The following is a 25089-nucleotide window of genomic DNA, read 5'->3' as shown; positions in this document are numbered from 1 at the left end:
TAAGGAAACCTTTATGAGTCTGGCGCTGTTTCCACTCAACACTGTGCTGTTCCCTGGTTGCACCCTCGATTTGCAACTGTTCGAAGCGCGCTACCTGGACATGATCAGCCGCTGCATGAAAAAGGGCGAAAGCTTCGGTGTGGTGTGCATCCTCGATGGCAAGGAGGTCGGCCTGGCCCCGGACGGCTATGCGTTGATCGGCTGCGAAGCGCTGATCCGCGACTTCACGCAGCAGGATAACGGCCTGCTGGGAATTCGCGTCGAGGGCGGACGGCGTTTTCGCGTGCATGATGCCAAGGTGCAGAAGGACCAGTTGCTGGTCGCCGACGTGCAATGGCTCGAAGAACTGCCGGACCAGCCGCTGGAAGAGGAGGACGCCGACCTGCTGGCGTTGCTCCAGGCATTGGCCGAGCACCCGATGGTCGCTTCGCTGGATATGGACGCCCATGCCGAGGGTCAGCAGGCTCTGAGTAATCAGCTGGCCTATCTGCTGCCGTTCACCGAGGCGGATAAAGTCGACCTGCTGCAACTCGACGATCCGCAGATGCGGCTGGATGCGATCCAGATGTTGCTGGATGAATTGCAGGGTGAGCTGTTCACCTGAGATTCGGAATGCTCTGACGCGGGTATCAGACTTTGTTTCGTCCGCTTCAGGGACGTGGCCCGCACTATTTTCCGATCACACCCCCAATGATCGGAGATGACCATGATTCAGCTGACACCCTCGGAACAGGCTGCCTGGGACGCGTATTTCGTCAGCGTCACCACGCAGTTACTCCGGCACGATCCCGCGCGGAGCGCGGAATACATCGCCGAGCGCGCCGCCGACATTGCCGATGAAATGCTGCTGGAACGACGCGAGCGTTGTGTTGAACGTCGCAGCGCGTCGGTGGACTGGATCGGTCCGGCCAAGGGTCAGTAGGCGTACCTGAGCAACGCGTGTGAGGTGCCGGTAAGCGCGATAAACCCGAGCACCGCCACTACCATGGGCAATACCAGCCACCAGGCTTTTTGCGTCATCGGCGGCAATGGGCTGCGGTATTGAATGAGGGCGAGGCTCAACGCGCACACGCTCATTGCCAGCAGCGTGCCGGCCAGGATATCCGTAGGCCAGTGGGCACCCAGGTAGACCCGCGACAACGCAATGAACGCCGCAGGAATGCACCCCAGCAGCAGCCAGGTCAGGCGCAGCCGCGTGGGTTGGCCTCGGCCGGCCAGTACCGCCAGGGCCAGGAAGAACGCAAACGCGCCGGAGGCATGGCCGCTGGGCATGCTGAAACTGGTGAGCGGGTCGGCCAGGATTTCCGGACGGCCACGGGCGAAGAAGAGCTTGGTGCCGGTATTGATCACGGCGGCGCCCGCCAGCGTGGCGCCGACGAATACGGCATGACGCCACTGTCGCGCCAGCAGCAACAGGCCGGTAAACACTGCGCTGGCAAAGAACATTTTCTTGAATTCGCCCAGTTGGGTGATCCGCACCATCACCTCGTCGAGCCACGGGCTACGATGTTCCTGCACCAGTGCGCTCAGGCCCTGGTCGAAATCGTTGAGATGCGGGTAGCCGATAAACAGCGCGACCAGCAACGTCAGGCTGGCGCAGCCGACCCACAGGGTCACGCGACGATGGCCGCGCAGGCTGCTGTTCAAACTCAGCCCCAGCAGTACCGCCAGGCAGGCCGCGACGATCGCCGCTTCCGGCCAGAAACCTTCGGGCAGGGGCAAGCGGAACGCTGCACCGGCAGCCCAGCCCGGCAACAGATAGGCGACTGACCAACCTGCCGCCGCGAGAACGCTCACCACCGCAAAGCGCGGGAATGGCATGTCGCACATGCCGGCGACCATCGGCAGCATGGGCCGTAACGGGCCGATGAAGCGCCCGACCAGCAGGCTGGCGATGCCGTACTTATGGAAGTAGGTTTCCGCGCCATTCATCCACTCGGGATGGTTGCGCAGACCGGGCAGACGCCGGATGTTCTGGTGGAAATGTCGGCCCAGATAGTAGGAAACCCCATCGCCCAATAAACCGCCCAGGAAGCCCAGCAGCAGGGTTTCGCTCAACGACAGCGCGCCGCTGCCGGCCAGCGCGGCAATCGCAAACAGCAGCACCGTGCCCGGCACGATCAGCCCGGCGATGGCCAGGCATTCCACGCACGCGACGATAAACACCGCCACCGCCAGCCATTGTGGGTTGACGGTCAGCCAGCCGGTGATGCTATCGAGCCATTGGCCCATACAATCCACTCCATCAAGTGTGGGAGGGGGCTTGCCCCCGAAGGCGGTGGGACAGTGGATAAATGGTTCCCTGGCACACCGCTATCGGGGGCAAGTCGAATCGTCGCACGCCCCTCCCACATTAAATTTTCTGTGCGACAGGTATCAATTCCAGCAGGTGCAGTCGGTTCATTCTGTTCAAATCAAAAAATAATCGCGGCCTTCGACCTGCCCGCGTCGCAGCGGGTTCCGCGTGCAATAAGGCGCATAGCCAGCATCGACGAAGCGATACATCAAATGCTCATCGCGCCCGCTGGGAATGCCCAGCCGTGTGGTCTGGATAATACGTGTGGGCACCTGGCCCACGTCCTCGACATACAACAGTTCCTGATCGAAGCGCTTGGCATCCCACATCGGCACCTTCAGGCCCAGCGCCTTGCACAGCAGCGTCTGGCCCGCACAAAGTTTCTGCGAGAGACGCGGGCTACCGTCGGGGTTGGGGTTGTTCAACAGCATTTGCGCCAGGCTCGCCGGCCCGGACATCTCATCGACCCAGGGGTAGGCCGATTTGATCAGCACGGCATTGCCCGGGCCATGGGCGCTGAAGTTCAGCGAATCACCGCCACGGGCGTAATACATGTAGATATGCCCGCCATCCAGAAACAAAGCCTTACGCTTTTCTGTGTAACCGAGTGAGGCGTGACTGCCTTTTTCGGCCACGTAGTAGGCTTCGGTTTCGATAATCCGTGCTGAAAGCCAGATTTCGCCGACACGATGGCGGATGACTTTGCCCAGCAATTCCTGCGCGAGCAACTGGGCGTCGCGGTCGAAAAAGCTGTCGGGGAGGGCGCTGGCGGGGAGTTCGGGCGTCATACTGGACATAGCGTTCAGGGTTATTACGGCTAAATGTGACGGAATCATAACAACTCTCACCTTAATTACCGCTGAACCCCAGGTTTTTACAGTTCATTTCGACCATCCGCCCCTCACCGCTGTCAGTCAGGCGGCGTCACAGCTATAATCTGCCGCTTTCCTCTTTGCCAAGACTTCCTGACCCATGACTGAGTCCGTTCTTGACTACATGACCCGCCTGGGTCGCGCTGCCCGTCAGGCCTCGCGGTTGATCGCCCGTGCGAGCACCGCGCAGAAGAACCGCGCACTGCTGGCTGCCGCCGATGCTCTGGATGCTGCGCGCTCCGAGTTGGCCGCCGCCAACGAACAGGACCTGGCCAACGGTCGCGCCAATGGCCTGGAGCCAGCACTGCTGGACCGTCTGGCGCTGACTCCGGCGCGCATCGACGACATGATCGAAGGCTTGCGCCAGGTGGCCAAGCTGCCTGACCCCATCGGTGAAATTCGCGACATGCGTTACCTGCCGTCCGGCATCCAGGTCGGCAAAATGCGCGTGCCCCTGGGCGTGATCGGCATCATCTACGAGTCGCGCCCGAACGTGACCATCGACGCAGCGAGCCTGTGCCTCAAGTCGGGCAACGCCACCATCCTGCGCGGCGGTTCCGAGGCGATCCATTCCAACCGTGCCATCGCAGCCTGCATTCAGCAGGGCCTGGCCGTGGCCGAGTTGCCCGCCGAAGTGGTGCAAGTGGTGCAAACCACCGACCGTGCCGCGGTCGGTGCATTGATCACCATGCCGGAATTTGTCGACGTGATCGTACCGCGTGGTGGCAAGAGCCTGATCGAACGCGTCAGCCGTGATGCCAAGGTCCCGGTGATCAAGCACCTGGACGGCGTGTGCCACGTGTACATCGACATCGCCGCCGATATCGACAAGGCGATCCGCATCGCCGACAACGCCAAGACCCACCGCTACGCGCCGTGCAACACCATGGAAACCCTGCTGGTGCACGCCGGCATTGCCGAGCGCGTGCTGCCGCCGCTGGCTGCCATCTACCGCGACAAGGGTGTGGAGTTGCGCGGTTGCGACCGTACCCGCGCGCTGCTGGGTGCGGACGTGATCGAGGCGACCGAGCAGGACTGGTACACCGAATACACCGCGCCGATCCTGTCGATCCGCATTGTCGACGACCTGGACCAGGCCATCGAACACATCAACACCTACGGCTCCAGGCACACCGACGCCATCGTCTCCGAGCATTTCAGCGATGCCCGGCGTTTCCTCAATGAAGTGGATTCCGCTTCGGTGATGGTCAACGCCTCGACGCGCTTTGCCGATGGTTTCGAGTACGGCCTGGGGGCGGAGATCGGCATTTCCACCGACAAGCTCCATGCACGCGGCCCGGTCGGCCTTGAAGGGCTGACCAGCGAGAAGTACGTAGTGTTCGGCGACGGTCATGTGCGCACTTGATGGCTAAACGTATCGGGCTGCTCGGCGGTACTTTCGACCCCGTGCACATCGGCCATTTGCGCAGTGCCCTGGAAGTCGCGGATGCCCTGGCGTTGGACCAGTTGCGCCTGATGCCCAATTTCCGGCCGCCCCATCGCGATACGCCGCAGGTGTCCGCGCAACAGCGCCTGGAAATGGTGCGCGTTGCGGTGGAGGGCATAGCGCCGCTGGTGGTGGATGATCGCGAGCTCAAGCGCGACAAACCGTCCTACACTGTCGACACCCTGGAACTGATGCGCGCCGAGTTGGCCGCCGATGACCAGTTGTTTCTGCTTTTGGGCTGGGACGCATTTTGCGGCCTGCCCTCTTGGCACCGCTGGGAGGAACTCCTCCAGCATTGCCACATCCTGGTTCTGCAACGCCCGGATGCCGACAGCGAACCGCCGGATGCCTTGCGCAACCTGCTGGCCGCGCGGTCGGTAAGTGACCCCTTGGCCCTGACCGGGCCGAACGGGAATATTGCATTCGTCTGGCAGACCCCGCTTGCGGTGTCCGCCACCCAGATCCGTCAACTGCTGGCCAGCGGTAAGTCGGTACGTTTCCTGGTGCCTGACGCGGTCCTGGCCTACATCGATGCGCACGGGCTTTACCGTGCGTCGAACTGAAAAGGCGCGCTTGAACGCACGAAAAGTCGTGCAGCGAGCGCCCGAACATACGAGCAAAACGAGTTTTATATGACGAACAAAGACGTAAGCAAAGTTAAGCGCAAAGGCACTTTCAAGAGCGCACCGCTGCCGGTAGAAGCCCACGTTGGCCCGGAACTGGCTGGCGAAGAGCTGGTAAAAGTCGCCGTGGCTGCCCTGGAAGACGTGAAGGCCCAGGACATCCAGGTGCTGGACGTGCGCGACAAGCAGAGCATCACTGACTACATGATCATCGCCACCGGTACTTCCAACCGCCAGATCGGCGCAATGCTCGACAAGGTGCGCGAAGCCGTCAAGGCCCAGGGCGTCAAGCCGCTGGGTGAAGAAGGCAAGGGCGACAGCGACTGGGTGCTGCTGGACATGGACGACGTGATCGTGCACATGATGACCTCCAACGCCCGCCAGTTCTACGACCTGGAACGTCTGTGGAAAGGCGCCGAGCAGAGCCGTGCCGCCGATGGCAAGCACCACAGCCCGGAAGTGGGCCACGCGCACTTCGACAAGCTCAACAAAGACCAGGAATAAGGAACGGCTGTGCGCCTGCGTCTGATCGCTGTCGGTTCACGCATGCCCAAGTGGGTGGAAGAGGGCTGGCACGAGTATGCCAAGCGCCTGCCTGCCGAGCTGTCGCTTGAGCTGGTGGAAATACCGCTCAACACTCGGGGCAAGAACGCCGACGTGGCGCGCTTTATCCGTCAGGAAGGCGAAGCCATGTTGGCCAAGGTCGGCCCCAACGAGCGCATCGTCACCCTTGAAGTGCACGGCAAGCCCTGGAGCACCGAGCAACTGGCGGTGGAACTGGACCGCTGGCGCCTGGATTCGCGCACTGTCAACTTCATGGTCGGCGGCCCCGAAGGGCTGGCGCCGGAAGTCTGTGCGCGGGCTGACCAGCGCTGGTCGTTGTCTGCGTTGACACTGCCGCACCCGTTGGTAAGGATTCTGATCGGTGAACAGCTGTATCGCGCCTGGACAGTTCTGTCCGGGCACCCTTATCACAAATAATCTGCGCCATAGCCGATGACCCAGCCGATCCGCATCAAGGACCACGAGAAAGACGCACGTCTAGTACGCGCGCGCGTGGTGTTTGGCGCGATCATGGTGGTGGCATTGATTGGTGTGCTGATCGCCCGTCTGTATTACCTGCAGGTGATCCAGTACGAGTATCACTCCACCTTGTCGGAAAACAATCGGGTGCATGTGCAGCCGATCCCGCCGACCCGTGGGCTGATTTTCGACCGCAATGGCGTGGTGGTGGCGGATAACCGGCCCAGCTTCAGCCTGAGCATGACCCGCGAGCGTTCCGGCGACTGGCAGCAGGTGCTCGATGTGATTGTCGAGGTGCTGCAGCTGACACCGGAAGACCGGGTGATTTTCGAGAAGCGCATGAGGCAGGGGCGCCGGCCTTTCGAGCCGGTGCCGATCCTGTTCGAGCTGAACGAAGAGCAGATCGCGCGGATCGCGGTGAACCAGTTCCGCCTGCCGGGGGTGGAGGTGGTGGCGCAGTTGGTGCGGCACTACCCGCAGGGGCCGCACTTTGCCCACTCGGTCGGCTACATGGGGCGCATCAACGAGAAAGAGCTCAAAAGCCTCGATCCGGTCAATTACAGCGGCACCCATCACATCGGCAAAACCGGCATCGAGCGTTTCTACGAGCCCGAGCTGCACGGCCAGGTGGGTTACGAAGAGGTCGAGACCAACGCCCGCGGCCGCGTGCTGCGCGTGCTCAAGCGCACCGACCCCTTGCCGGGCAAGGACATCGTGCTGAGCCTGGACATCAAGTTGCAGGAAGCCGCCGAAATGGCGCTGGGCGGTCGTCGCGGCGCGGTGGTGGCGCTGGACCCGAAGACTGGCGAAGTCCTGGCCATGGTCAGCCAGCCAAGTTTTGACCCCAACCTGTTCGTGACCGGCATCAGCTTCAAGGCCTACGCCGAATTGCGCGATTCGATCGACCGGCCTCTATTCAACCGCGTGTTGCGCGGCCTGTATCCGCCGGGGTCGACCATCAAGCCGGCGGTGGCGATTGCCGGCCTGGATTCGGGGGTGGTCACCGCGTCGAGCCGGGTCTATGACCCCGGCTACTACATGCTGCCCAACTACGATCACAAATACCGTAACTGGAACCGCTCCGGTGACGGCTATGTCGACCTGGACACCGCCATCATGCGCTCCAACGACACCTATTTCTATGACCTGGCCCACAAGCTGGGGATCGATCGCCTGGCGGCCTACATGGGCAAGTTCGGTCTCGGTCAGAAGGTCTCCCTGGACATGTTCGAAGAGTCTCCCGGCCTGATGCCGTCGCGCGAATGGAAGCGCGCGACGCGCCGCCAGGCCTGGTTCCCCGGCGAAACCCTGATCCTCGGCATCGGCCAGGGCTATATGCAGGCCACCCCGCTGCAACTGGCCCAGGCGACTGCGCTGGTGGCGAACAAGGGCGTGTGGAACCGTCCGCACCTGGCCAGGACCATCGAGGGCGAGAAACCGGTGGATGAAAACCCGATCCCGGATATCGTGCTGCGCGACCCTTCCGACTGGGCCAAGGTCAATCACGGCATGCAGCAGGTGATGCACGGCGCTCGCGGCACCGCACGCAAGGCGGCGCTCGGCGCGCAATACCGCATCGCCGGCAAGAGCGGTACCGCCCAGGTGGTCGCGATCAAGCAGGGTGAAAAATATGACCGCTCCAAGGTTCAGGAACGCCATCGCGACCACGCCTTGTTTGTCGGCTTTGCCCCCGCCGACGACCCGAAAATCGTGGTGGCGGTGATGGTGGAGAACGGCGAGTCCGGCTCCGGTGTGGCCGCGCCAGTGGTGCGCCAGATCATGGATGCGTGGCTGCTTGGCCCTGACGGCAAGCTCAAGCCCGAATATGGCGGCCCCCCTTCAAGCCCCGAGGTTACGGCCCGTGAAGAGTAATTTTGACCGCATCCTCTCCAGTGAAGATGTGATGCGTCGCCGTGCGACGTTGCTGCAACGCATGCACATTGATGGCCCGTTGCTGGTGCTGCTTTTGATACTGGCGGCCGGCAGCCTGTTCGTGCTGTATTCGGCCAGCGGCAAGAACTGGGACCTGCTGATCAAGCAAGCGTCGTCGTTCGGCCTGGGCCTGTTGTCGATGGTGGTGATCGCCCAGCTCGAGCCGCGCTTCATGGCGCGCTGGGTGCCGCTGGGGTATGTGGCCGGGGTGTTGCTGCTGGTGGTGGTGGACGTGATGGGCCACAACGCCATGGGCGCGACCCGCTGGATCAACATCCCGGGGGTGATTCGCTTCCAGCCGTCGGAATTCATGAAGATCCTGATGCCGGCCACCATCGCCTGGTACCTGTCCAAGCGCACCTTGCCGCCCCAGCTCAAGCATGTGGGTATCAGCCTGATCCTGATCGGCGTGCCGTTCATTCTGATCGTGCGCCAGCCGGACCTCGGCACCTCGCTGCTGATCCTGGCGGGGGGCGCGTTCGTGCTGTTCATGGGGGGCCTGCGCTGGCGCTGGATTCTCAGCGTGCTGGCCGCTGCGGTGCCGGTGGCGGTGGCCATGTGGTTCTTCTTTATGCACGACTATCAAAAGCAGCGGATCCTGACGTTCCTCGACCCCGAAAGCGACCCGCTGGGCACCGGCTGGAACATCATCCAGTCCAAGGCGGCCATCGGCTCCGGCGGCGTGTTCGGCAAGGGCTGGCTGCTGGGTACCCAATCGCACCTGGATTTTCTGCCCGAAAGCCACACCGACTTCATTATCGCGGTGATGGGCGAAGAGTTCGGCCTGGTAGGCATTTGCGCGCTGCTGCTGATCTATTTGCTGTTGATCGGGCGCGGGCTGGTAATTACCGCGCAGGCCCAGACCCTGTTCGGCAAGTTGCTGGCCGGCAGTCTGACCATGACGTTTTTTGTTTATGTTTTCGTCAACATCGGTATGGTCAGTGGCCTGTTGCCGGTGGTTGGGGTGCCGTTGCCATTCATTAGCTACGGCGGAACTTCGCTGGTGACATTGCTGTCAGCGTTTGGGGTTTTGATGTCGATTCATACGCATCGCAAATGGATCGCTCAGGTTTGAATAAGGTGAAGATGTCAATGCAAGTAATGCGCGGCTGGGCCACTCGGCATGCGTCCTGGATGGGCCTGATCGGGCTGCTGGGCGCAACGCAGGAGGTGCAGGCCGGTGACTACGATGGCTCACCTCAGGTCGCCGAATTCGTCGGCGAGATGACCCGCGACTACGGTTTCGCCGGTGAACAGTTGATGGGCGTGTTTCGCGAAGCCCGCAAAAAGCAGGCGATCCTCGACGCCATCTCGCGCCCCGCCGAGCGGGTCAAGCAATGGAAGGAATATCGCCCGATGTTCCTCACCGACGCCCGTGTGGCGCGGGGCGTGGACTTCTGGCGCCAGCATGAGGCGGTACTGGCCCGCGCCGAGCAGGAATACGGCGTGCCGGCCCAGGTCATCGTCGCGATCATCGGCATTGAAACCTTCTACGGCCGCAACACCGGCAGTTACCGGGTGATCGACGCCTTGTCGACCCTGGGCTTCGATTACCCGCCGCGCGCCGAGTTCTTCCGCAAGGAGCTGCGCGAATTCCTGTTGCTGGCCCGCGAAGAACAAGTCGACCCGATGACCCTCAAGGGCTCCTATGCCGGGGCGATGGGCTTGCCGCAGTTCATGCCGAGCAGCTTTCGCGCCTACGCGGTGGATTTCGACGGCGACGGGCATATCAATATCTGGAGCAATCCCGACGATGCCATCGGCAGCGTGGCCAGCTACTTCAAGCGCCACGGCTGGGTCGGCGGAGAACCGGTGGTCGTGCGCGCCGATGTGACGGGCGAGCGTGCCGACGAAGGCCTGACCCAGGGGATCGACCCGGTGAAGACCGTCGGGGAGTTGCGAGCGCTGGGCTGGTCGAGTCAGAATGCGCCACGCGATGATATGCCGGTGACGGCGTTCCGCCTCGAAGGTGAACAGGGCCCGGAATACTGGATGGGCCTGAAGAATTTCTACGCAATCACGCGTTATAACCGCAGTGTGATGTACGCCATGGCCGTGCATCAGCTGTCAGACGAGCTGGTTCAAGCACGGGGCAACAAGTAATGCGGGTATCGCCGTTCAAACAACCGCTCAAGCTGGTGGCGTTCGCCGCGTTGTCCCTGCTGGTCGCCAGTTGCTCCACGACGCCGAACCGTGCGCCGACCAAAAAGGCTGGTGGCGCGGTTGTTCGCGCCCAGCCGGGCCTGGACATCAACCGTGCGCACAAGGACGGCGCGCCGTGGTGGGACGTGGATGTGTCGAAGATCCCGGATGCCACGCCAACCCTGCACACCGGCCCCTACAAGGCCAACCCCTATACCGTGCTGGGCAAGAATTACTTCCCGCTGCAGGAATCCAGGACCTACGTGCAGTCGGGCACGGCGTCCTGGTACGGGACCAAGTTCCATGGCCAGAACACCGCCAATGGCGAAGTGTATGACCTCTACGGCATGAGTGCGGCGCACAAGACCCTGCCGCTGCCCAGCTACGTGCGCGTGACCAACCTGGACAACAACCGCACCGTGATTCTGCGGGTCAACGACCGTGGGCCGTTCTATTCGGACCGGATCATCGACCTCTCCTATGCCGCCGCAAAGAAACTTGGTTATGCCGAAATCGGCACCGCCCGGGTGAAAGTCGAAGGCATCGACCCGGCGCAGTATTGGGCCCAGCGTGGCAAGCCGGCGCCGTTGATGCTCAACGAGCCGCAAACCGCGCAACCGCAGGTGACGGCGTCGACCGGCAAGATCGAACAATGGACGCCGCCGCCGGCGCAGCATGCTCCGGATACCGTGGTCGTGCCCCATGCGGCGCCCGGCGCCTCCAAGGTGGGCGGGCAGTACCTGCAGGTGGGCGCTTTCGCCAACCCGGATGCGGCAGAGCTGTTAAGGTCCAAGCTCAGCAGCATGGTCAGCGCGCCGGTGTTCATCAGTTCCATCGTGCGTAACCAGCAAACCCTGCACCGCGTGCGCATGGGGCCGATCGGCTCGCCGAGCGAGGTTGCGCAAGTGCAGAACAGCGTACGCCTGGCTAATCTGGGACAACCCAGCGTAGTGACCGCGGAATAAGGCAATAGAGGATTGAAGGCTCAGGCGCGTGCCCGGGCCCTGGTTGTTGGCTCGTTGAACAATAAAACCCAGGGGCAAGGGGTGAGCGGGCAACCGAACACGTGACAGTCTGGAAGCGGGCTGTCTGAATAGTTTTGCCCGCGAGGGCAAGTTTCCATAAGCAATTTCGAGAGACGGATGAACATCACCACCTTAGCCAAACGTACGTGCCTGCTTATCTCGCTGATCATCACCCCGGCCGCCTGGGCGGTTGAGATGGTGCCGGCTTCCCCGCAACTGGCCGCCAAGTCCTGGGTCCTCATGGATGCCGCCAGTGGCAACGTGCTGGTCGAAAACGGTGGTGACGTGCGCCTGCCGCCTGCCAGCCTGACCAAGCTGATGACCGCCTACATCGCGACCCTGGAAATCCGTCGCGGCCAGATCGGCGAGAACGATCCGGTGACCGTCAGCGAGAACGCCTGGCGTACCGGTGGTTCGCGCATGTTCATCAAGGTCGGTTCGCAAGTCACGGTCAGCGACCTGCTGCACGGCATCATCATCCAGTCCGGCAACGACGCCAGCGTAGCCCTGGCCGAGCATATCGCCGGCAGCGAAGATGCGTTCGCCGACATGATGAACAAGACGGCCAGCGACCTGGGCATGACCAACAGCCACTTCATGAACCCGACCGGCCTGCCGAACCCGGAGCATTATTCGTCGGCCCACGACATGGCGATCCTGGCTCGCGCGATCATCCGTGTCGACCCGGTGCACTACGCCATCTACTCCCAGAAGGAATTCTTCTGGAACAACATCAAGCAGCCTAACCGCAACCTGTTGCTGTGGCGCGACAAGACCGTCGACGGCCTGAAAACCGGCCACACCGACGAAGCCGGCTACTGCATGGTGTCGTCCGCTGTGCGTGATGGCCAGCGCCTGATCGCCGTGGTCTTCGGCACCAACAGCGAACAGGCCCGTGCGGCCGAGACGCAAAAGCTGCTGACCTACGGCTTCCGCTTCTTCGAAACCCAGACCTTCTATCAGAAGGGTACTGAGCTTGCGACTGCGCCGGTCTGGAAGGGCGCGACTTCCCAGGTCAAGGCCGGCCTGGCTGACGACCTGACCCTGACCATGCCTAAAGGCCAGCTGAAAAAGCTCGCTGCCAGCATGACTCTGAACCCGCAACTGGTTGCGCCAATCGCCAAGGGCGATGTGATCGGCAAGGTTGAAGTGAAGCTGGACGACAAAGTCGTGCACAGCGCCGACCTGATCGCACTGGACGCCGTCGACGAAGGTGGTATCTTCCGCCGCGTGTGGGATAGCATCCGTCTATTCTTCTACGGCTTGTTCAACTGATTGTGTGCACCTGCAAAGCCCCGCGTTGATCCGACGCGGGGCTTTGCCGTCGCCACGGCTTACCGCTTACGAGGCCGTTCTGCCATGACCGATAAAGAAGAAGTAAAGGCGCCAAAGATCGAATTTCCGGTGACGGATTATCCCATCAAGGTGATCAGCGATACCGGCGTAGGTCGCAAAGACACGATTCTCGAAATTGTGCGCAAACACGCGACCATCAACGACAACCGCGTGGACGAGCGCTCCAGCTCCACGGGTAAATACACGACGATCCAGTTGCACATCGTTGCGACGGATCAGGACCAGCTCTACAACATCAACAGCGAACTGCGGGCCACCGGCTTCGTGCACATGGTGCTGTGATGTCGCACGTCCTGGGCTTTCGCGAGCTCGGCCGGATGGACTATGAGCCCGTCTGGCACGCCATGCAGCGCTTCACCAACGAGCGCGGCAGCGCGGCAGCGGATGAAATCTGGCTGGTCGAGCACCCGCCGGTATTCACCCAGGGCCAGGCCGGCAAGGCCGAGCATCTGCTGCTTCCAGGTGATATTCCGGTGGTGCAGGTCGACCGAGGGGGTCAAGTGACTTACCATGGGCCTGGCCAACTGGTTGCCTATCTGTTGCTGGATGTGCGCAAGCTGGGGTTTGGCGTGCGTGATCTGGTCAGCCGCATGGAGGCTTGCCTGATCGAGCTGCTGGCCAGTTACGGCGTGACCGCCGCGGCCAAGCCCGATGCACCGGGTGTGTATGTGGAGGGCGCGAAAATCGCTTCCCTCGGGCTGCGCATTCGGCACGGCTGTTCCTTTCATGGCCTGGCCCTGAATGTGGACATGGACCTGGCCCCGTTCCAGCGGATCAACCCGTGCGGCTATGCGGGGCTGGCGATGACCCAGTTGAGCGACCACGCAACACCCATAGAATTTGCCGAGGTAAGTGCCCGGCTGCGCGCGCAGCTCGTCAAACACCTCGACTATGCTGAGCAGACGACCCTGACGGGCGGAATCGATTGATATGACTACTGATGTTGTGCAAACCATGATCCCGACGCTGGACATCACCGAGCGTCCAGCCCCGGCCCCGCGTGCCAAGGTGGAAGCCGGCGTCAAGCTGCGCGGCGCCGAGAAGGTTGCACGCATCCCGGTGAAGATCATTCCGACCACCGAACTGCCGAAAAAGCCCGACTGGATTCGCGTGCGTATCCCGGTCTCGCCGGAAGTCGACCGTATCAAGGCGCTGCTGCGCAAACACAAGCTGCACAGCGTGTGCGAAGAAGCGTCCTGCCCGAACCTGGGTGAATGCTTCTCCGGCGGTACCGCCACTTTCATGATCATGGGTGACATCTGCACCCGTCGTTGCCCGTTCTGCGACGTGGGTCACGGCCGGCCGAAGCCGCTGGACGTCAACGAGCCGCAAAGCCTGGCCATCGCCATCGCCGACTTGAAACTCAAATACGTAGTGATCACCTCGGTGGACCGTGACGACTTGCGTGACGGCGGTGCCCAGCACTTTGCCGACTGCATCCGCGAAATCCGTAAACTGTCGCCCAACGTGATGCTCGAAACCCTGGTGCCCGACTACCGTGGGCGCATGGACGTGGCGCTGCAAATCACTGCCGCCGAGCCGCCGGATGTGTTCAACCACAACCTGGAAACCGTGCCGCGCCTGTACAAGGCTGCGCGTCCGGGTTCGGATTACCAGTGGTCGCTGACCCTGCTGCAGAAATTCAAGCAGATGATGCCGCACATTCCGACCAAGTCCGGCCTGATGCTGGGCCTGGGCGAAACCGACGAAGAAGTCATCGAAGTCATGAAGCGCATGCGCGAGCACGACATCGACATGCTGACCCTGGGCCAGTACCTGCAACCGTCCCGCAGCCACTTGCCGGTGCAGCGTTTCGTGCACCCGGACACCTTCGCCTGGTTCGCCGAGGAAGGCTACAAGATGGGCTTCAAGAACGTCGCCTCGGGCCCGCTGGTACGGTCTTCGTATCACGCCGATGAACAGGCCAAGCTGGTCAAGGCGAGCCTGGTTTCTTAATAAAGGTTTGTGTAACACCGCAGGTCCAATGTGGGAGGGGGCTTGCCCCCGATTGCGGTGTGTCAGTCCCTTGAGTATTGGCTGCCAAGCCGCCATCGGGGGCAAGCCCCCTCCCACATTCGTTGCGTATTAATCAGGGAGACCATGGATGACAGCCCCCGTACCCGCATTGCGCCTCGAAGGCACCATTGGCCTGATCGCCCCCGCCGGCCCAGCCGCGCTGGACGTCGAAAAAGCCGGGCAGTGGATGCGCACCCGTGGCTACGAGCTGCGCATTTTTCCCGGTGTGTACGAACGCGATGGCTACCTCGCCGGTAGCGATCAAGTGCGCCTGCGCGACCTTCACGCCGCCTTCGCCGATCCCAAAATCGATGCCATCTTCTGCCTGCGCGGCGGCTACGGCACGCCACGCTTGCTCGACGCACTGGACTTCGACCTGCTGCGCGCCAACCCCAAGCCCTTCGTCGGCTACAGTGACATCACCGCCTTGCATCTGGCGATCAACCGCTACGCCGGCTTCGTCACTTTCCACGGGCCGATGCTCAATGCAGACCTGCTCGGTGACAAGCAACCACCTACCGAGTCCTCGCTGTTCAGCCTGTTGCGTGGCCAGCTGGGCGCCGGCAGTGTGCTCGCGCACCCGGTGGCCTACCCCTTGACCACCATCGAGCCAGGCATCGCCTGCGGTCGCTTGCTGGGCGGTAACTTATCAATGATTGCGGCGGTGATGGGCACCGCTTATGAAATTGACGCCGAAGGCATCATCCTGTTTATCGAGGACGTCAATGAGCCGCTCTATCGCATCGACCGCCTCCTGACGCACCTGCGCCTGGCGGGCAAGCTCGATCAGGTTGCGGGGGTATTGGTGGGGGATGTGGCCGGTGTGGATCAGGTGGCGCTTGAACGACTGTTGAAACAGACCTTCGAGCCGCTGTGCATTCCGGTGCTGGCTGGCTGGCGCAGTGGGCATTGCGATCCGAACCTGACGCTGCCGATGGGCGCGCTGGTGCGGTTGGATGCGGGGGAACAGCGGGTGGTGCTGGAGCAGGATGTAGTCTGTAAATAGTGGTCGCCTGCCAGATCCTATCGGGGGCAAGCCCCCTCCCACACTTGGAATGCATTTCAAAATGTGGGAGGGGGCTTGCCCCCGATGGCGGTAGTTGCCCTAAGCAGATCTATCGGCTTTGCAGCGCCTCCAGCAACTTCACCGTCGGATACCCATCCGCCGGCCAGCCCAACGCTTGCTGCGCCGCCCGAATCGCCTTGCGCGTGTTGGCGCCGATGATCCCGTCGGCATTGCCCGCGTCATAACCTTTGGCGCTGAGCGCCGTCTGCAGGTCGATACGTTGCGAGCGGCTCAGCGGCAGCTCATCCTTCGGCCAGCTTCCGCGAATCACCCCACCGCCACCAAAGCGCTCCGACAGCAGGCCAACGGCCAGTGCATAGGACGATGAGTTGTTGTACTTGAGGATCGCGCGGAAGTTATCCAGCACCAGGAACGCCGGGCCACGGTAGCCGGCGGGCAACAACAGGGCGGCGGACAGTTGCTCGACGTTGGCTGGCAGGCTCGTGCCGGGCGGCAGCTGGATGCCCAGTTTCAGCCATTCGGCCACGGTCTTGCGGATGCCGCCATCGGCCAGGGAAAAGTCGAAGCCCGAGGGCAGTGGCTGCACCTCGACGCCCCACGGTTGGCCCTTCTGCCAACCGGAGCTTTGCAGGTAATGGGCGGTGGAGGCGAGGGCGTCACCCGGGCTGTTCCAGATATCGCGGCGACCGTCACCGTCAAAGTCCACCGCGTGGGTGTTGTAGGTGGTGGGTATGAATTGGGTCTGGCCCATCGCGCCGGCCCAGGAGCCTTTCATCTGGTCGGCCGGGATATCGCCGTGCTGGATGATCTGCAGCGCCGCCAGCAGTTGCGCCTGTGCAAACGCCGGGCGGCGGCCTTCATAGGCCAGGGTCGCGAGGGAGCGGATCACCGAGTTATTGCCCTGGAACTGGCCGAAGTTGCTTTCCATGCCCCACACCGAGACCAGTGCCTGGCGATCAACGCCATAACGCTCCTCGATGCGCTGCAGGATATCGGCGTATTTCACCAGCAACGCCTGACCGTTGCGCACGCGCAGCGGCGACAGCGCGCCATCGATGTATTCCCACACCGGCCGGGAAAACTCCGGCTGGCTGCGGTCGGCGCGAATCACGGCCATGTCCGGGCTGACGCCGGCGAAGGCATTATCGAAGACCTCGGCCGTGATCCCGGCTTGCAGGGCCTGCGCACGAAAGCCGGCCTGCCATTCGGCGAAGGTCTGGGTCGGTTGGATGTCCAGGTTATCCACCGCCAACGGCGCGACGACGGCAGGTGCGATAGCCGGTGCGGTCTTGAGCGTGGGCAGGGGTTGAGCGTCCGCAGCGGTGGGTTTTTCCGCGCAGGCGACAAGCAGAATGAGGCTGGAGGCAGCAATCAACTGGCGAAGGTGCCAGCGACGGGAAAGACTAGAGGGCATGCACAGGTCCAGGGGGTTACAAATCAAGTGCAGACCTTATCATGCCAGAGGGGCGCTTGCCTTCAGGCAGCCAGAAAGTAAGAAGCCTCCCAGCTGTCAGACTGGAAGGCTTCGCGGCGGTAGCTGCCTTTGCCCTTGCCGGCGCGTTCCTGACGGCTGCGGAACAGTGGCTGGGCGATGATGGATTTGGCCTTGTTCGGGCCATGCTTGGATGGCTTTTTGCTCATGGTCGGGTCTCTCGTTGGATGGGTGGAGCGGCGAAAATAATCTACCGAAGTTGAGCCGCTGTAAAGCCCGGCAATCTGTAGGAAGTTACACGGTCAAAATGTGGGAGGGGGCTTGCCCCCGATAGCGGTGTATCAGCGGCATATATGACCCTGACACTCCGCTATCGGGGGCAAGCCCCCTCCCACATTAGACCTGCGGTTTTGCTGATAGAGGATTACTCTGCAGGCAGCGCCAGGCGCTGGCCGGCCATCAGCAGCGACAAGCGGCTCAGGCTCATCCACGGCGAACCGGCCGCCTGGCCCTTGATCTGCGCATCGATGCGCTGCGCTTCCAGCAGCAATTGCGCCCAGCGTTGCGCCGAGTGCCGTTGCAGGGCCTTACTCATCAGGGGCTTGCGCTTGTCCCACACCGGCGGTCGGGCCTGGCTGAAGCATTTGTCCAGCGGCGTGCCCTGACTGTATTGCAAGGCAATATTGGCCAGTACCCGCAGCTCCCGGGCCAGGGCCCAGAGAATCACCGGCGGTTCCACACCCTCGCCGCGCAGCCCTTCGAGCATGCGCAAGGCGTGGGCGGGTTCGCCGTTGAGGATCGCATCCACCAGCCCGAATACATCGAACCGAGCACTGTCAGCCACCGCGCCTTGGACGGTTTCGACAGTGATTTGCCCCTCTTCGGCCATCAGCTTGAGTTTTTCGATCTCCTGGGCGGCAGCCAGGAGGTTGCCTTCAACCCTGGCGGCGATCAGCTCGACGGCCTCTTGCGTGGCCGACAGCCCCGACTGTGACAGGCGTTGACGAATCCACTGCGGCAGCTGGCTGCTGTCCACCGGCCAGATCTGAATGAACTGGCTCTGCGGACCTTCCACCAGGGCCTTGCCCCATTTGGTCTTCTGCGCACTGCCATCGAGCTTGGGCAGGCTGATCAGCAACACCGTATCTTCAGCAGGGCGCGAGCAATATTCGATCAACGCTGCCGCGCCTTTATCGCCCGGCTTGCCCGAGGGCAAGCGCAGTTCCAGCAGGCGTTTTTCGGCAAACAGCGACATGCTCGCGCCGGCTTGCAGCAACGTTCCCCAGTCGAAACTGGCGTCGGCACTGAACACTTGGCGTTCGTCGAAACCTTGCTGGCGCGCCGCCGAGCGAATCGCATCGGCCGCTTCCTGGCACAGCAACGGGTCATCGCCGCTGACAATATAGACAGGCGCGAGGCCACCTTGCAGGTGTTTGGCGAGTTGGGCGGGGGCGAGTTTCATAGGCAGGGCGAACGGGGCGCCAGGAGCGCCCCGTTTGGCTTACTCGACAGGCACTTCAACAGGCGACTGTTTCGGCGTGTTGTCTTCATACTCTTGCGCAGCCTTCAGGGCGTCGGCGTCAGCCTTGGCCTTGTTGTCGGCGATCTGCTGCAGCTCCGCGAGTTTTTCCGGGGTCAGCAGTTGCAGGCGAGTCATCATGCGCTGGATCAGATCACGACGCATCTCCTTGCGCACCTGGAGGGTCTCCGAGTCCGAACCCACCAGGTTGTTGCCATCGTGGCTCACAACTTTCTGCACCTGGATCTTGTCACCCATCAGCGGCAAGTTATCGCGGCCCTGTATTTCGAAGTTGACGGTGGTGGCCAACTCGATATCGGACGCGCGACCGGCACTGGCGTAGCTGATGTTGCGCTGGGTTTCGCGCTCATCGACCAGGTTCAGCTTGTAGGTGGCGCCGGAATAGACGTGCACGCCGCTGTTTTCCAGGCTCTGACGCAGTTGCGTCACGGTTTCGCCGTAGGCGTTACGTGCGCTGACGTCGAGTTCCTTGAGCGACAGCTCATTGGTGCCGGTGCCGCGCAGCTGGAAGCCGCAAGCGCTCAACAGAACGGCCAGGCCCATTACCAGCAGATTGCGTTTGATCATGTTGTTGCTCCCCTTGAAACCAGGCGGGCCGTATCGAGGCCCTGAAGGTTTAGTTCGGCGCAGGGCTTGAGCCCTGCGCCCGATCCGATTTAGCTGGCGACGATATTGACCAGTTTTCCGGGCACTACGATCACTTTGCGGATCGTCAGGCCTTCGGTAAAGCGCAGCACGTTCTCGTTGCAGCGTGCAGCGGCTTCGACTTCTTCACGGCTCGCGCTGGCCGGCATGTCGATCTGGCCGCGCAATTTGCCATTGACCTGAATCACCAACTGCAGGGTGTCCTGTACCAGCGCGCTGTCATCCTGCACCGGCCAGCGGGCGTCGATGACGGCGCCGCTGTGGCCCAGGCGGTTCCACAGTTCGTGGCTGATGTGCGGCGTGATCGGCGCCAGCAGCAGGGTCACCGTTTCCAGGCCCTCCTGGATCAATGCGCGATCCTGTGCCGTGGCCTGCGGGGCTTTTTCCAGCACGTTCATCAGCGTCATCACCTGGGCGATGGCGGTGTTGAACTTGTGGTTCTGCCCTACGTCCTGGCTGGCCTGGCGGATGGCCAGGTGGGTGCTGCGACGAATGGCTTTCTGCTCATCATTCAAGGCCGCGACGTCCAGCTTGCCCGGCAAGCCCTGGCTGACGTGGGCATGGGCCAGGCGCCAGACGCGCTTGAGGAAGCGGTGCGAGCCTTCGACGCCGGAGTCGGACCATTCGGCGCTCATGTCGGGCGGCGAGGCGAACATCATGAACAGGCGGCAGGTGTCGGCGCCGAACTGATCGATCATCGATTGCGGGTCGACGCCGTTGTTCTTCGACTTGGCCATCTTCTCGGTGCCGCCGATTTCCACCGGCAGGCCGTCGGACTTGAGCCTGGCGCTGATGACCTTGGCCTTGCTGTCACGCTCGAGCTCGACGTCCGCCGGGTTGAACCAGGTGTAGGCGCCATTGGCTTCACGACGATAGTAGGTGTCGGCAATCACCATGCCCTGGGTCAGCAGGTTCTTGAACGGCTCGTCGGAGCTGACCAGCCCTTCGTCACGCATCAGCTTGTGGAAGAAGCGCGCGTACAGCAGGTGCAGGATGGCGTGCTCGATACCGCCGATGTACTGATCCACCGGCAACCAGTGGTCGGCGGCGGATTTTTCCACCAGGCCACCTTCATAGTGCGGCGAGGCGTAGCGGGCGTAGTACCACGAGGACTCCACGAAGGTATCCATGGTGTCGGTTTCGCGCTTGGCAGGCTGGCCGCATTTCGGGCAGCTGCATTCGTAGAACTCGGGCATGCGCGCCAGTGGCGAACCGGCGCCGTCCGGTACCACGTCTTCGGGCAGGACCACCGGCAGTTGGTCTTCCGGTACCGGCACGTCGCCACAGCTTTGGCAATGGATGATCGGGATCGGGCAGCCCCAGTAGCGCTGGCGGCTGATGCCCCAGTCGCGCAGGCGGAACTGGGTGCGCGAGGCACCGAGGTTTTTCTTGATCAGGGCAACTTCGATGGCGTCGAAAGCGCCCTGGAAGTCCAGGCCGTCGAACTCGCCGGAGTTGATCAGCTCGCCGTGCTCGCCGTAGGCGTCCTGCCACGGGGCCGGGTTGGTGTCGCCCGCGCTGGTGCGTACCACCGACTTGATCGGCAGGCTGTACTTGGTGGCGAATTCGAAGTCACGCTCGTCGTGGGCCGGCACTGCCATTACAGCGCCATCGCCGTAATGCATCAGCACATAGTTGGCGACCCACACCGGCAATTTCTCGCCCGTCAGCGGGTGCTCGACGAACAGCCCGGTCGGCAGGCCTTTTTTCTCCTGGGTGGCGACGTCGGCTTCGGCCACGCTGCCGCCCTTGCACTCGGCGATGAACGCCTGCAGCTCAGGGTTGTTCTGTGCAGCCTGGGTGGCCAGCGGGTGTTCGGCGGCCACGGCGACATAAGTCGCGCCCATCAGGGTGTCCGGACGGGTCGTGAAGACCTTGAGTGCGCCGGCTTCGCCGATCGAGTCGACGTTGTACGGGAACTGCACTTCCATGCCCTTGGATTTGCCGATCCAGTTGCGCTGCATGGTCTTGACCTGCTCAGGCCAGCCCGGCAAGTCGTCGAGGCTCGACAAGAGTTCATCCGCGTAGGCGGTGATCTTGAAGTAGTACATCGGGATTTCGCGTTTTTCGATCAGCGCGCCGGAGCGCCAGCCGCGACCATCGATCACCTGCTCGTTGGCCAGGACGGTCTGGTCGACCGGGTCCCAGTTCACGGTGCCGCTTTTTTTGTAGATCACGCCTTTTTCGAACAGGCGAGTGAACAGCCATTGTTCCCAGCGGTAATAGTCCGGCTTGCAGGTGGTCACTTCGCGGGACCAGTCCACCGCCAGGCCCAGGCTGCGCAGCTGGGTCTTCATGTAGGCGATGTTTTCGTAGGTCCACTTGGCGGGCGCCACGTTGTTTTTCATCGCGGCGTTTTCCGCCGGCATGCCGAAAGCGTCCCAACCCATGGGTTGCAGAACGTTCTTGCCGAGCATGCGCTGGTAGCGGGAAATCACGTCGCCGATGGTGTAGTTACGCACGTGCCCCATGTGTAGCTTGCCGCTGGGGTAAGGGAACATCGATAGGCAATAGAACGTCTCCTTGCCTGGCTGTTCGCTGACTTCAAAGGACTTTTGTTCGTCCCAGAAGGTTTGTGCGGCATTTTCTATTTCACGGGGCTGATATTGTTCGTGCATGGCTACTTTTGAACTGAATAGGGGTGGCCTAATCCTCTTCGGTGCAACGTTCGGGTTGATCGACACCAAAAGCGGCGCGTCCGTGCCCAAACCCTGCGGGAAGTGGAGTTACAGGAAGCGCCGTAGCATACATGACCCCACTCTATCGAGGGAAACCCTGATTGCGCAGGCCAGGCCGTCTGTCGCGGCAGTGGGCAGGCGCAGCCACGGGGGCTACGCTGTTTGGTGGGGAGCAAGTATTTCTTCAATGAGGTGAGGGGATGGCTGAATCGCAGCGAACTTTGACGAAACCGCAGTTGTATGAAGGACTGATCGACCGTTTGGGTCGGGCATTGGATGCCGCAAGGACCGCAGGCCGATTGCGTGATGAGCGGCCTCTGGAACTGGAGTTGCGAGGCTTGAGCCAGGCAGAGCTGGAACTGATCAATCGCTATCTGGAATTGCGTCACCAACGTGCCGCTCAGGGGCCGGCTTCCCTGCCAGTCCGCGAGCCTTCCGGTTCGGCCAAGGTGATTTGGCTGAAGGACATGGCGGCTGGACGCGGCCCGGAAAAGGTCCGGTCCGTACGGTGCAAATGACCCCCGCGTTATCATTAACCTTTACAAAATATGCTGGTAAGGATTGTTGCTGAACCCCGTTGCATCTAGGCTTCGGGCATCTTTGGAGATGCCCGATGCCTTTTCGTTATTTCATTAAACAATTGTTGTTGCCGCCCGGTATTTTCCTACTGTTGCTGGTGCTTGCCTGGTGGTTGCGCCGTAGTCGCCCGCGCTTGGCCGGGGCCTGCTTTGCCTTGGGTTTGGGCGGGATGTGGTTGATCAGCCTGCCGGTGATGGTGCAGTGGGGCGCACGCGCCCTGGAAACAGCGCCGCCTCTGGCCCGCGAGGACTGGGCACACCTGGCCCAGCGCGCCGATGCGATTGTGGTGCTGGGCTCCGGTCGTGAGCGCGGCGACATTGCGTGGGGCTCCGACCAGCCCACCGGTATCGGCCTGGAGCGTGAGCGTTACGCGGCGCGTCTGGCCAAGGCATCCGGGTTGCCGGTGCTGACCAGTGGCGGCTTGCATTACGGCACGCCGCCCAGCGAAGCGGAGCTGATGGCGGTGTCGATGCAGGATGACTTCGACGTCGCTGTGCGTTGGAAGGAAGAGCGCAGCCGCACCACTTGGGAAAATGCGCAGATGAGCGCCGACATTCTGTTGCCCCAGGGCATAAAGCGCGTGGTGGTGGTGACCCAGGCCTGGCATATGCCGCGTTCGGTGTGGAGCTTTGAGAAGGCCGGCTTCACTGTGGTGCCCGGGCCGGTGGGGTTCCTGGGCGTGGATCACGGTCGACCGCTCGGCGGGTGGATGCCGGAGGTCAAGTCGGTGTGGCAGAGCGGGCAGTTGATCAATGAGGCGGTGGGGCAGGTGGGGTATAGGCTGTTCTATCGCTGACCCTGCTGATTAAAATGCAGATCAAAATGTGGGAGGGGGCTTGCCCCCGATAGCGGTGTATCAGTATCAAATGTGCTGATTGACACTCTGCTATCGGGGGCAAGCCCCCTCCCACATTGGTATGTGTTGCCTGTCAGACGGTTTTAGCCATGCGAGCAGCCAGCAGCGCCCAACCGAACAGCAGCAGGCACACAATGATCAACGGCCACGACCGCCATTGCAGGTAAGGCGTGAGATTGTGCATCGGCACTACCTCGCCATAGAGAATGCCTCGCTCGAACTGCGGGATCTGGGCGGTGATCTGTCCAAACGGGTTGATCAGGCCGGTCACGCCATTGTTGGTGGCGCGGATCATCCAGCGGCCCGCCTCAAGCGCACGCATCTGCGCCATCTGCAGATGCTGCAATGGGCCGATCGAGCGGCCGAACCAGGTATCGTTGCTGATCGTCAGCAGCAGGTCGCTCTGGGCCGACAGGCCGGCGGCAAACTCCGGGTACACCACTTCATAACAGATGAACGGCGCAATCTGATAACCCTTGGCCTGGAGCATCGGCTGGTCGGAAGGGCCGCGGGCGAAGTCCGACATCGGCAGGTCGAAGAAGGCGATCAAGCCGCGCAGCACGTCCTGCAGCGGCACGTACTCACCGAAAGGCACCAGCTTCTGTTTGAGGTAGGTGCCGTCACCTTCGCCGACCACGGTGATGCCATTGAAGTAACGCTTTTCATGGCGTACCTCTTCGCGAATCGGTACCCCGGTGATCAGCGCGCTATTACGGTCGGCAGCGAACTTGCCCATCATGCCCAGGTAGCCTTCGACCGATTCCTTGAGTACCGGTACGGCGGTTTCCGGCCACACCAGCAGGTCGACGCGTTTGGAGCTCAGGCTCATGTCGCGGTACAGCGCCAGTTGCGCATTGAGTTGCTCGGGGTCCCACTTCATGCTTTGTTCGACGTTGCCCTGGATGGCAGCCACGCTCAAGGGCGGGCCGGAGGGCGAGGTCCAGGCATGATGCTTGAGCGCCAGGCCGATGGCCCACGGCGCAACGAGCAGGGCCAGGCCGGCCGCGATAAAGCTGTTGCGCTTGCCCGCCAGCAGGCGCGGCAGGTTGCACAAAAGGGCTGCCGTCAGCGCCAGGGCAAACGAAATCAGCCACATCCCGCCCAGCGGCGCGAGGCCGGTCAGCGGACCGTCGAGTTGACTGTAGCCCGAATACAGCCACGGGAAACCGGTGAGGAACCAGCCGCGAAACGCTTCCTGGCCGACCCACAATGCCGCAAAGGTCAGCGCATCGGCCAACGGCGCTTCATTGCGGCGCAGCCAGCGCGCCCACAGCCAGGCGGGCAGGGCAAAGAACCAGGCGATGGCGGCGGTGAACAGCAGCATCAGGAAACCCGCCAGCAGCACCGAAGCGCCGCCGAAGTGGTGGATGCTGTAATAGATCCAACTGGTGCCGGCGCCGAACAGGCCGAAACCGAAACACCAGCCCCGGCCCAGGGCCTGGCGCGGTGTCAGCTCACGCAGGCCGATATAGAACAGGCCGACCGCCACCAGCGCCAGCGGCCAGATATCGAACGGCGCCAGCGCCAGGGTAGTGATGGCGCCGGCCACCACGGCCAGCAGGTTACCGGGCCAGCCGGGTGCGATCAGACGGCGCATTTC

25 protein-coding genes are annotated in these 25089 nt (G+C 62.3%); 17 read left to right on the top strand and 8 right to left on the bottom strand.

Annotated features, from left to right (window positions below; genetic code table 11):
* Nucleotides 1-13 precede the first annotated feature (13 nt).
* Complete coding sequence (locus MRY17_RS22700; RefSeq protein ID WP_181283114.1) at nucleotides 14-604, top strand: LON peptidase substrate-binding domain-containing protein; 591 nt, start codon at nucleotides 14-16, stop codon at nucleotides 602-604.
* A 102-nt stretch (nucleotides 605-706) separates the two neighbouring features.
* A complete protein-coding gene (locus MRY17_RS22695) occupies nucleotides 707-922 on the top strand; it encodes a hypothetical protein (RefSeq protein WP_191955893.1) in 216 nt (71 codons plus the stop codon).
* Here the strand turns inward: MRY17_RS22695 and MRY17_RS22690 are convergent.
* Nucleotides 916-2232: a bifunctional DedA family/phosphatase PAP2 family protein gene (locus MRY17_RS22690; protein ID WP_181283116.1), complete on the bottom strand. Its 1317-nt coding sequence runs from the start codon at nucleotides 2230-2232 to the stop codon at nucleotides 916-918. The genes MRY17_RS22695 and MRY17_RS22690 overlap by 7 nt on opposite strands.
* Before the next feature lie 177 nt (nucleotides 2233-2409).
* Nucleotides 2410-3093, bottom strand: a complete 684-nt coding sequence (locus MRY17_RS22685; RefSeq protein ID WP_181283117.1) for a DNA-3-methyladenine glycosylase — start codon at nucleotides 3091-3093, stop codon at nucleotides 2410-2412.
* A 175-nt stretch (nucleotides 3094-3268) separates the two neighbouring features.
* Here MRY17_RS22685 and MRY17_RS22680 point away from each other — a divergent pair, with 175 nt between their 5' ends.
* The 13 genes from MRY17_RS22680 (at nucleotide 3269) to MRY17_RS22620 (ending at nucleotide 15738) form a co-directional block, all read left to right on the top strand.
* Nucleotides 3269-4534 carry a glutamate-5-semialdehyde dehydrogenase gene (locus MRY17_RS22680; protein WP_181283118.1) on the top strand — a complete coding sequence of 422 codons (1266 nt, stop codon included), beginning with the start codon at nucleotides 3269-3271 and terminating at the stop codon, nucleotides 4532-4534.
* Nucleotides 4534-5178 carry a nicotinate-nucleotide adenylyltransferase gene (gene nadD, locus MRY17_RS22675; RefSeq protein WP_181283119.1) on the top strand — a complete coding sequence of 215 codons (645 nt, stop codon included), beginning with the start codon at nucleotides 4534-4536 and terminating at the stop codon, nucleotides 5176-5178. Before MRY17_RS22680 ends, nadD begins: the two co-directional genes overlap by 1 nt.
* A 69-nt stretch (nucleotides 5179-5247) precedes the next feature.
* Complete coding sequence (gene rsfS, locus MRY17_RS22670; RefSeq protein WP_003237041.1) at nucleotides 5248-5742, top strand: ribosome silencing factor; 495 nt, start codon at nucleotides 5248-5250, stop codon at nucleotides 5740-5742.
* 9 nt (nucleotides 5743-5751) lie between these two features.
* Nucleotides 5752-6219 (top strand): 23S rRNA (pseudouridine(1915)-N(3))-methyltransferase RlmH, encoded by a 468-nt coding sequence (gene rlmH, locus MRY17_RS22665; RefSeq protein ID WP_003176297.1) that lies wholly within the window; start codon nucleotides 5752-5754, stop codon nucleotides 6217-6219.
* A 15-nt stretch (nucleotides 6220-6234) separates the two neighbouring features.
* On the top strand, nucleotides 6235-8133 hold the full coding sequence (gene mrdA, locus MRY17_RS22660; protein ID WP_124427663.1) for a penicillin-binding protein 2: 1899 nt from the start codon (nucleotides 6235-6237) through the stop codon (nucleotides 8131-8133).
* Nucleotides 8134-8164: 31 nt separating this feature from the next.
* Entirely contained in the window at nucleotides 8165-9268 is a 1104-nt protein-coding gene (rodA, locus tag MRY17_RS22655) for a rod shape-determining protein RodA (RefSeq protein WP_057724897.1), read from the top strand.
* Between the two features lie 17 nt (nucleotides 9269-9285).
* Nucleotides 9286-10296 carry a lytic murein transglycosylase B gene (mltB, locus tag MRY17_RS22650; RefSeq protein ID WP_181283121.1) on the top strand — a complete coding sequence of 337 codons (1011 nt, stop codon included), beginning with the start codon at nucleotides 9286-9288 and terminating at the stop codon, nucleotides 10294-10296.
* Complete coding sequence (locus MRY17_RS22645) at nucleotides 10296-11300, top strand: septal ring lytic transglycosylase RlpA family protein (RefSeq protein ID WP_243352904.1); 1005 nt, start codon at nucleotides 10296-10298, stop codon at nucleotides 11298-11300. Before mltB ends, MRY17_RS22645 begins: the two co-directional genes overlap by 1 nt.
* A 177-nt stretch (nucleotides 11301-11477) precedes the next feature.
* Complete coding sequence (locus MRY17_RS22640) at nucleotides 11478-12635, top strand: D-alanyl-D-alanine carboxypeptidase family protein (RefSeq protein WP_181283123.1); 1158 nt, start codon at nucleotides 11478-11480, stop codon at nucleotides 12633-12635.
* Nucleotides 12636-12719: 84 nt separating this feature from the next.
* A complete protein-coding gene (locus tag MRY17_RS22635) occupies nucleotides 12720-12998 on the top strand; it encodes a DUF493 domain-containing protein (RefSeq protein WP_181283124.1) in 279 nt (92 codons plus the stop codon).
* Nucleotides 12998-13645, top strand: a complete 648-nt coding sequence (gene lipB, locus MRY17_RS22630; protein ID WP_181283125.1) for a lipoyl(octanoyl) transferase LipB — start codon at nucleotides 12998-13000, stop codon at nucleotides 13643-13645. The genes MRY17_RS22635 and lipB overlap by 1 nt, the downstream gene beginning before the upstream one ends.
* A gap of 25 nt (nucleotides 13646-13670) precedes the next feature.
* Complete coding sequence (lipA, locus tag MRY17_RS22625) at nucleotides 13671-14672, top strand: lipoyl synthase (RefSeq protein ID WP_164485131.1); 1002 nt, start codon at nucleotides 13671-13673, stop codon at nucleotides 14670-14672.
* Nucleotides 14673-14820: 148 nt separating this feature from the next.
* On the top strand, nucleotides 14821-15738 hold the full coding sequence (locus MRY17_RS22620; protein ID WP_243352903.1) for a S66 peptidase family protein: 918 nt from the start codon (nucleotides 14821-14823) through the stop codon (nucleotides 15736-15738).
* A gap of 109 nt (nucleotides 15739-15847) precedes the next feature.
* Here the strand turns inward: MRY17_RS22620 and MRY17_RS22615 are convergent, their stop codons facing one another.
* From MRY17_RS22615 to leuS, 5 genes are all read right to left on the bottom strand, one after another.
* Entirely contained in the window at nucleotides 15848-17173 is a 1326-nt protein-coding gene (locus MRY17_RS22615) for a lytic murein transglycosylase (RefSeq protein ID WP_243352902.1), read from the bottom strand.
* Between the two features lie 62 nt (nucleotides 17174-17235).
* Nucleotides 17236-17400: an alternative ribosome rescue factor ArfA gene (arfA, locus tag MRY17_RS22610; protein ID WP_003237016.1), complete on the bottom strand. Its 165-nt coding sequence runs from the start codon at nucleotides 17398-17400 to the stop codon at nucleotides 17236-17238.
* A 215-nt stretch (nucleotides 17401-17615) separates the two neighbouring features.
* A complete protein-coding gene (holA, locus tag MRY17_RS22605; RefSeq protein ID WP_243352901.1) occupies nucleotides 17616-18653 on the bottom strand; it encodes a DNA polymerase III subunit delta in 1038 nt (345 codons plus the stop codon).
* A gap of 39 nt (nucleotides 18654-18692) precedes the next feature.
* Complete coding sequence (gene lptE / locus MRY17_RS22600) at nucleotides 18693-19298, bottom strand: LPS assembly lipoprotein LptE (RefSeq protein ID WP_181283129.1); 606 nt, start codon at nucleotides 19296-19298, stop codon at nucleotides 18693-18695.
* 89 nt (nucleotides 19299-19387) lie between these two features.
* A complete protein-coding gene (gene leuS / locus MRY17_RS22595; RefSeq protein ID WP_243352900.1) occupies nucleotides 19388-21994 on the bottom strand; it encodes a leucine--tRNA ligase in 2607 nt (868 codons plus the stop codon).
* Nucleotides 21995-22254: 260 nt separating this feature from the next.
* Between leuS and MRY17_RS22590 the strand changes: the two genes are divergently transcribed.
* Nucleotides 22255-22572, top strand: coding sequence for a hypothetical protein (locus MRY17_RS22590; protein ID WP_243352899.1), 318 nt, complete (start codon nucleotides 22255-22257; stop codon nucleotides 22570-22572).
* A 95-nt stretch (nucleotides 22573-22667) separates the two neighbouring features.
* Complete coding sequence (locus tag MRY17_RS22585) at nucleotides 22668-23429, top strand: YdcF family protein (protein WP_181283132.1); 762 nt, start codon at nucleotides 22668-22670, stop codon at nucleotides 23427-23429.
* 133 nt (nucleotides 23430-23562) lie between these two features.
* On the opposite strand, the gene lnt is transcribed toward MRY17_RS22585, so the two are convergent.
* Entirely contained in the window at nucleotides 23563-25086 is a 1524-nt protein-coding gene (gene lnt / locus MRY17_RS22580; RefSeq protein ID WP_243352898.1) for an apolipoprotein N-acyltransferase, read from the bottom strand.
* Between the last annotated feature and the right edge of the window lie 3 nt (nucleotides 25087-25089).

The sequence above is a fragment of the Pseudomonas orientalis genome (genome assembly GCF_022807995.1).
Classification (GTDB): Bacteria; Pseudomonadota; Gammaproteobacteria; order Pseudomonadales; family Pseudomonadaceae; genus Aquipseudomonas; species Aquipseudomonas orientalis_B.
The sequence above is the reverse complement of the archived record's forward strand: the minus strand, read 5'-3'. Positions and strand labels throughout refer to the sequence as shown.

Bases quoted from the DNA above. Each gene is read 5' to 3' on its own strand.
- MRY17_RS22700 (WP_181283114.1), top strand. From the start codon at position 14: ATGAGTCTGGCGCTGTTTCCACTCAACACTGTGCTGTTCCCTGGTTGC.
- MRY17_RS22695 (WP_191955893.1), top strand. From the start codon at position 707: ATGATTCAGCTGACACCCTCGGAACAGGCTGCCTGGGACGCGTATTTC.
- MRY17_RS22690 (WP_181283116.1), bottom strand. From the start codon at position 2,232: ATGGGCCAATGGCTCGATAGCATCACCGGCTGGCTGACCGTCAACCCA.
- MRY17_RS22685 (WP_181283117.1), bottom strand. From the start codon at position 3,093: ATGTCCAGTATGACGCCCGAACTCCCCGCCAGCGCCCTCCCCGACAGC.
- MRY17_RS22680 (WP_181283118.1), top strand. From the start codon at position 3,269: ATGACTGAGTCCGTTCTTGACTACATGACCCGCCTGGGTCGCGCTGCC.
- nadD (WP_181283119.1), top strand. From the start codon at position 4,534: ATGGCTAAACGTATCGGGCTGCTCGGCGGTACTTTCGACCCCGTGCAC.
- rsfS (WP_003237041.1), top strand. From the start codon at position 5,248: ATGACGAACAAAGACGTAAGCAAAGTTAAGCGCAAAGGCACTTTCAAG.
- mrdA (WP_124427663.1), top strand. From the start codon at position 6,235: ATGACCCAGCCGATCCGCATCAAGGACCACGAGAAAGACGCACGTCTA.
- rodA (WP_057724897.1), top strand. From the start codon at position 8,165: ATGCGTCGCCGTGCGACGTTGCTGCAACGCATGCACATTGATGGCCCG.
- mltB (WP_181283121.1), top strand. From the start codon at position 9,286: ATGCAAGTAATGCGCGGCTGGGCCACTCGGCATGCGTCCTGGATGGGC.
- MRY17_RS22645 (WP_243352904.1), top strand. From the start codon at position 10,296: ATGCGGGTATCGCCGTTCAAACAACCGCTCAAGCTGGTGGCGTTCGCC.
- MRY17_RS22640 (WP_181283123.1), top strand. From the start codon at position 11,478: ATGAACATCACCACCTTAGCCAAACGTACGTGCCTGCTTATCTCGCTG.
- MRY17_RS22635 (WP_181283124.1), top strand. From the start codon at position 12,720: ATGACCGATAAAGAAGAAGTAAAGGCGCCAAAGATCGAATTTCCGGTG.
- lipB (WP_181283125.1), top strand. From the start codon at position 12,998: ATGTCGCACGTCCTGGGCTTTCGCGAGCTCGGCCGGATGGACTATGAG.
- lipA (WP_164485131.1), top strand. From the start codon at position 13,671: ATGATCCCGACGCTGGACATCACCGAGCGTCCAGCCCCGGCCCCGCGT.
- MRY17_RS22620 (WP_243352903.1), top strand. From the start codon at position 14,821: ATGACAGCCCCCGTACCCGCATTGCGCCTCGAAGGCACCATTGGCCTG.
- MRY17_RS22615 (WP_243352902.1), bottom strand. From the start codon at position 17,173: ATGCCCTCTAGTCTTTCCCGTCGCTGGCACCTTCGCCAGTTGATTGCT.
- arfA (WP_003237016.1), bottom strand. From the start codon at position 17,400: ATGAGCAAAAAGCCATCCAAGCATGGCCCGAACAAGGCCAAATCCATC.
- holA (WP_243352901.1), bottom strand. From the start codon at position 18,653: ATGAAACTCGCCCCCGCCCAACTCGCCAAACACCTGCAAGGTGGCCTC.
- lptE (WP_181283129.1), bottom strand. From the start codon at position 19,298: ATGATCAAACGCAATCTGCTGGTAATGGGCCTGGCCGTTCTGTTGAGC.
- leuS (WP_243352900.1), bottom strand. From the start codon at position 21,994: ATGCACGAACAATATCAGCCCCGTGAAATAGAAAATGCCGCACAAACC.
- MRY17_RS22590 (WP_243352899.1), top strand. From the start codon at position 22,255: ATGGCTGAATCGCAGCGAACTTTGACGAAACCGCAGTTGTATGAAGGA.
- MRY17_RS22585 (WP_181283132.1), top strand. From the start codon at position 22,668: ATGCCTTTTCGTTATTTCATTAAACAATTGTTGTTGCCGCCCGGTATT.
- lnt (WP_243352898.1), bottom strand. From the start codon at position 25,086: ATGCGCCGTCTGATCGCACCCGGCTGGCCCGGTAACCTGCTGGCCGTG.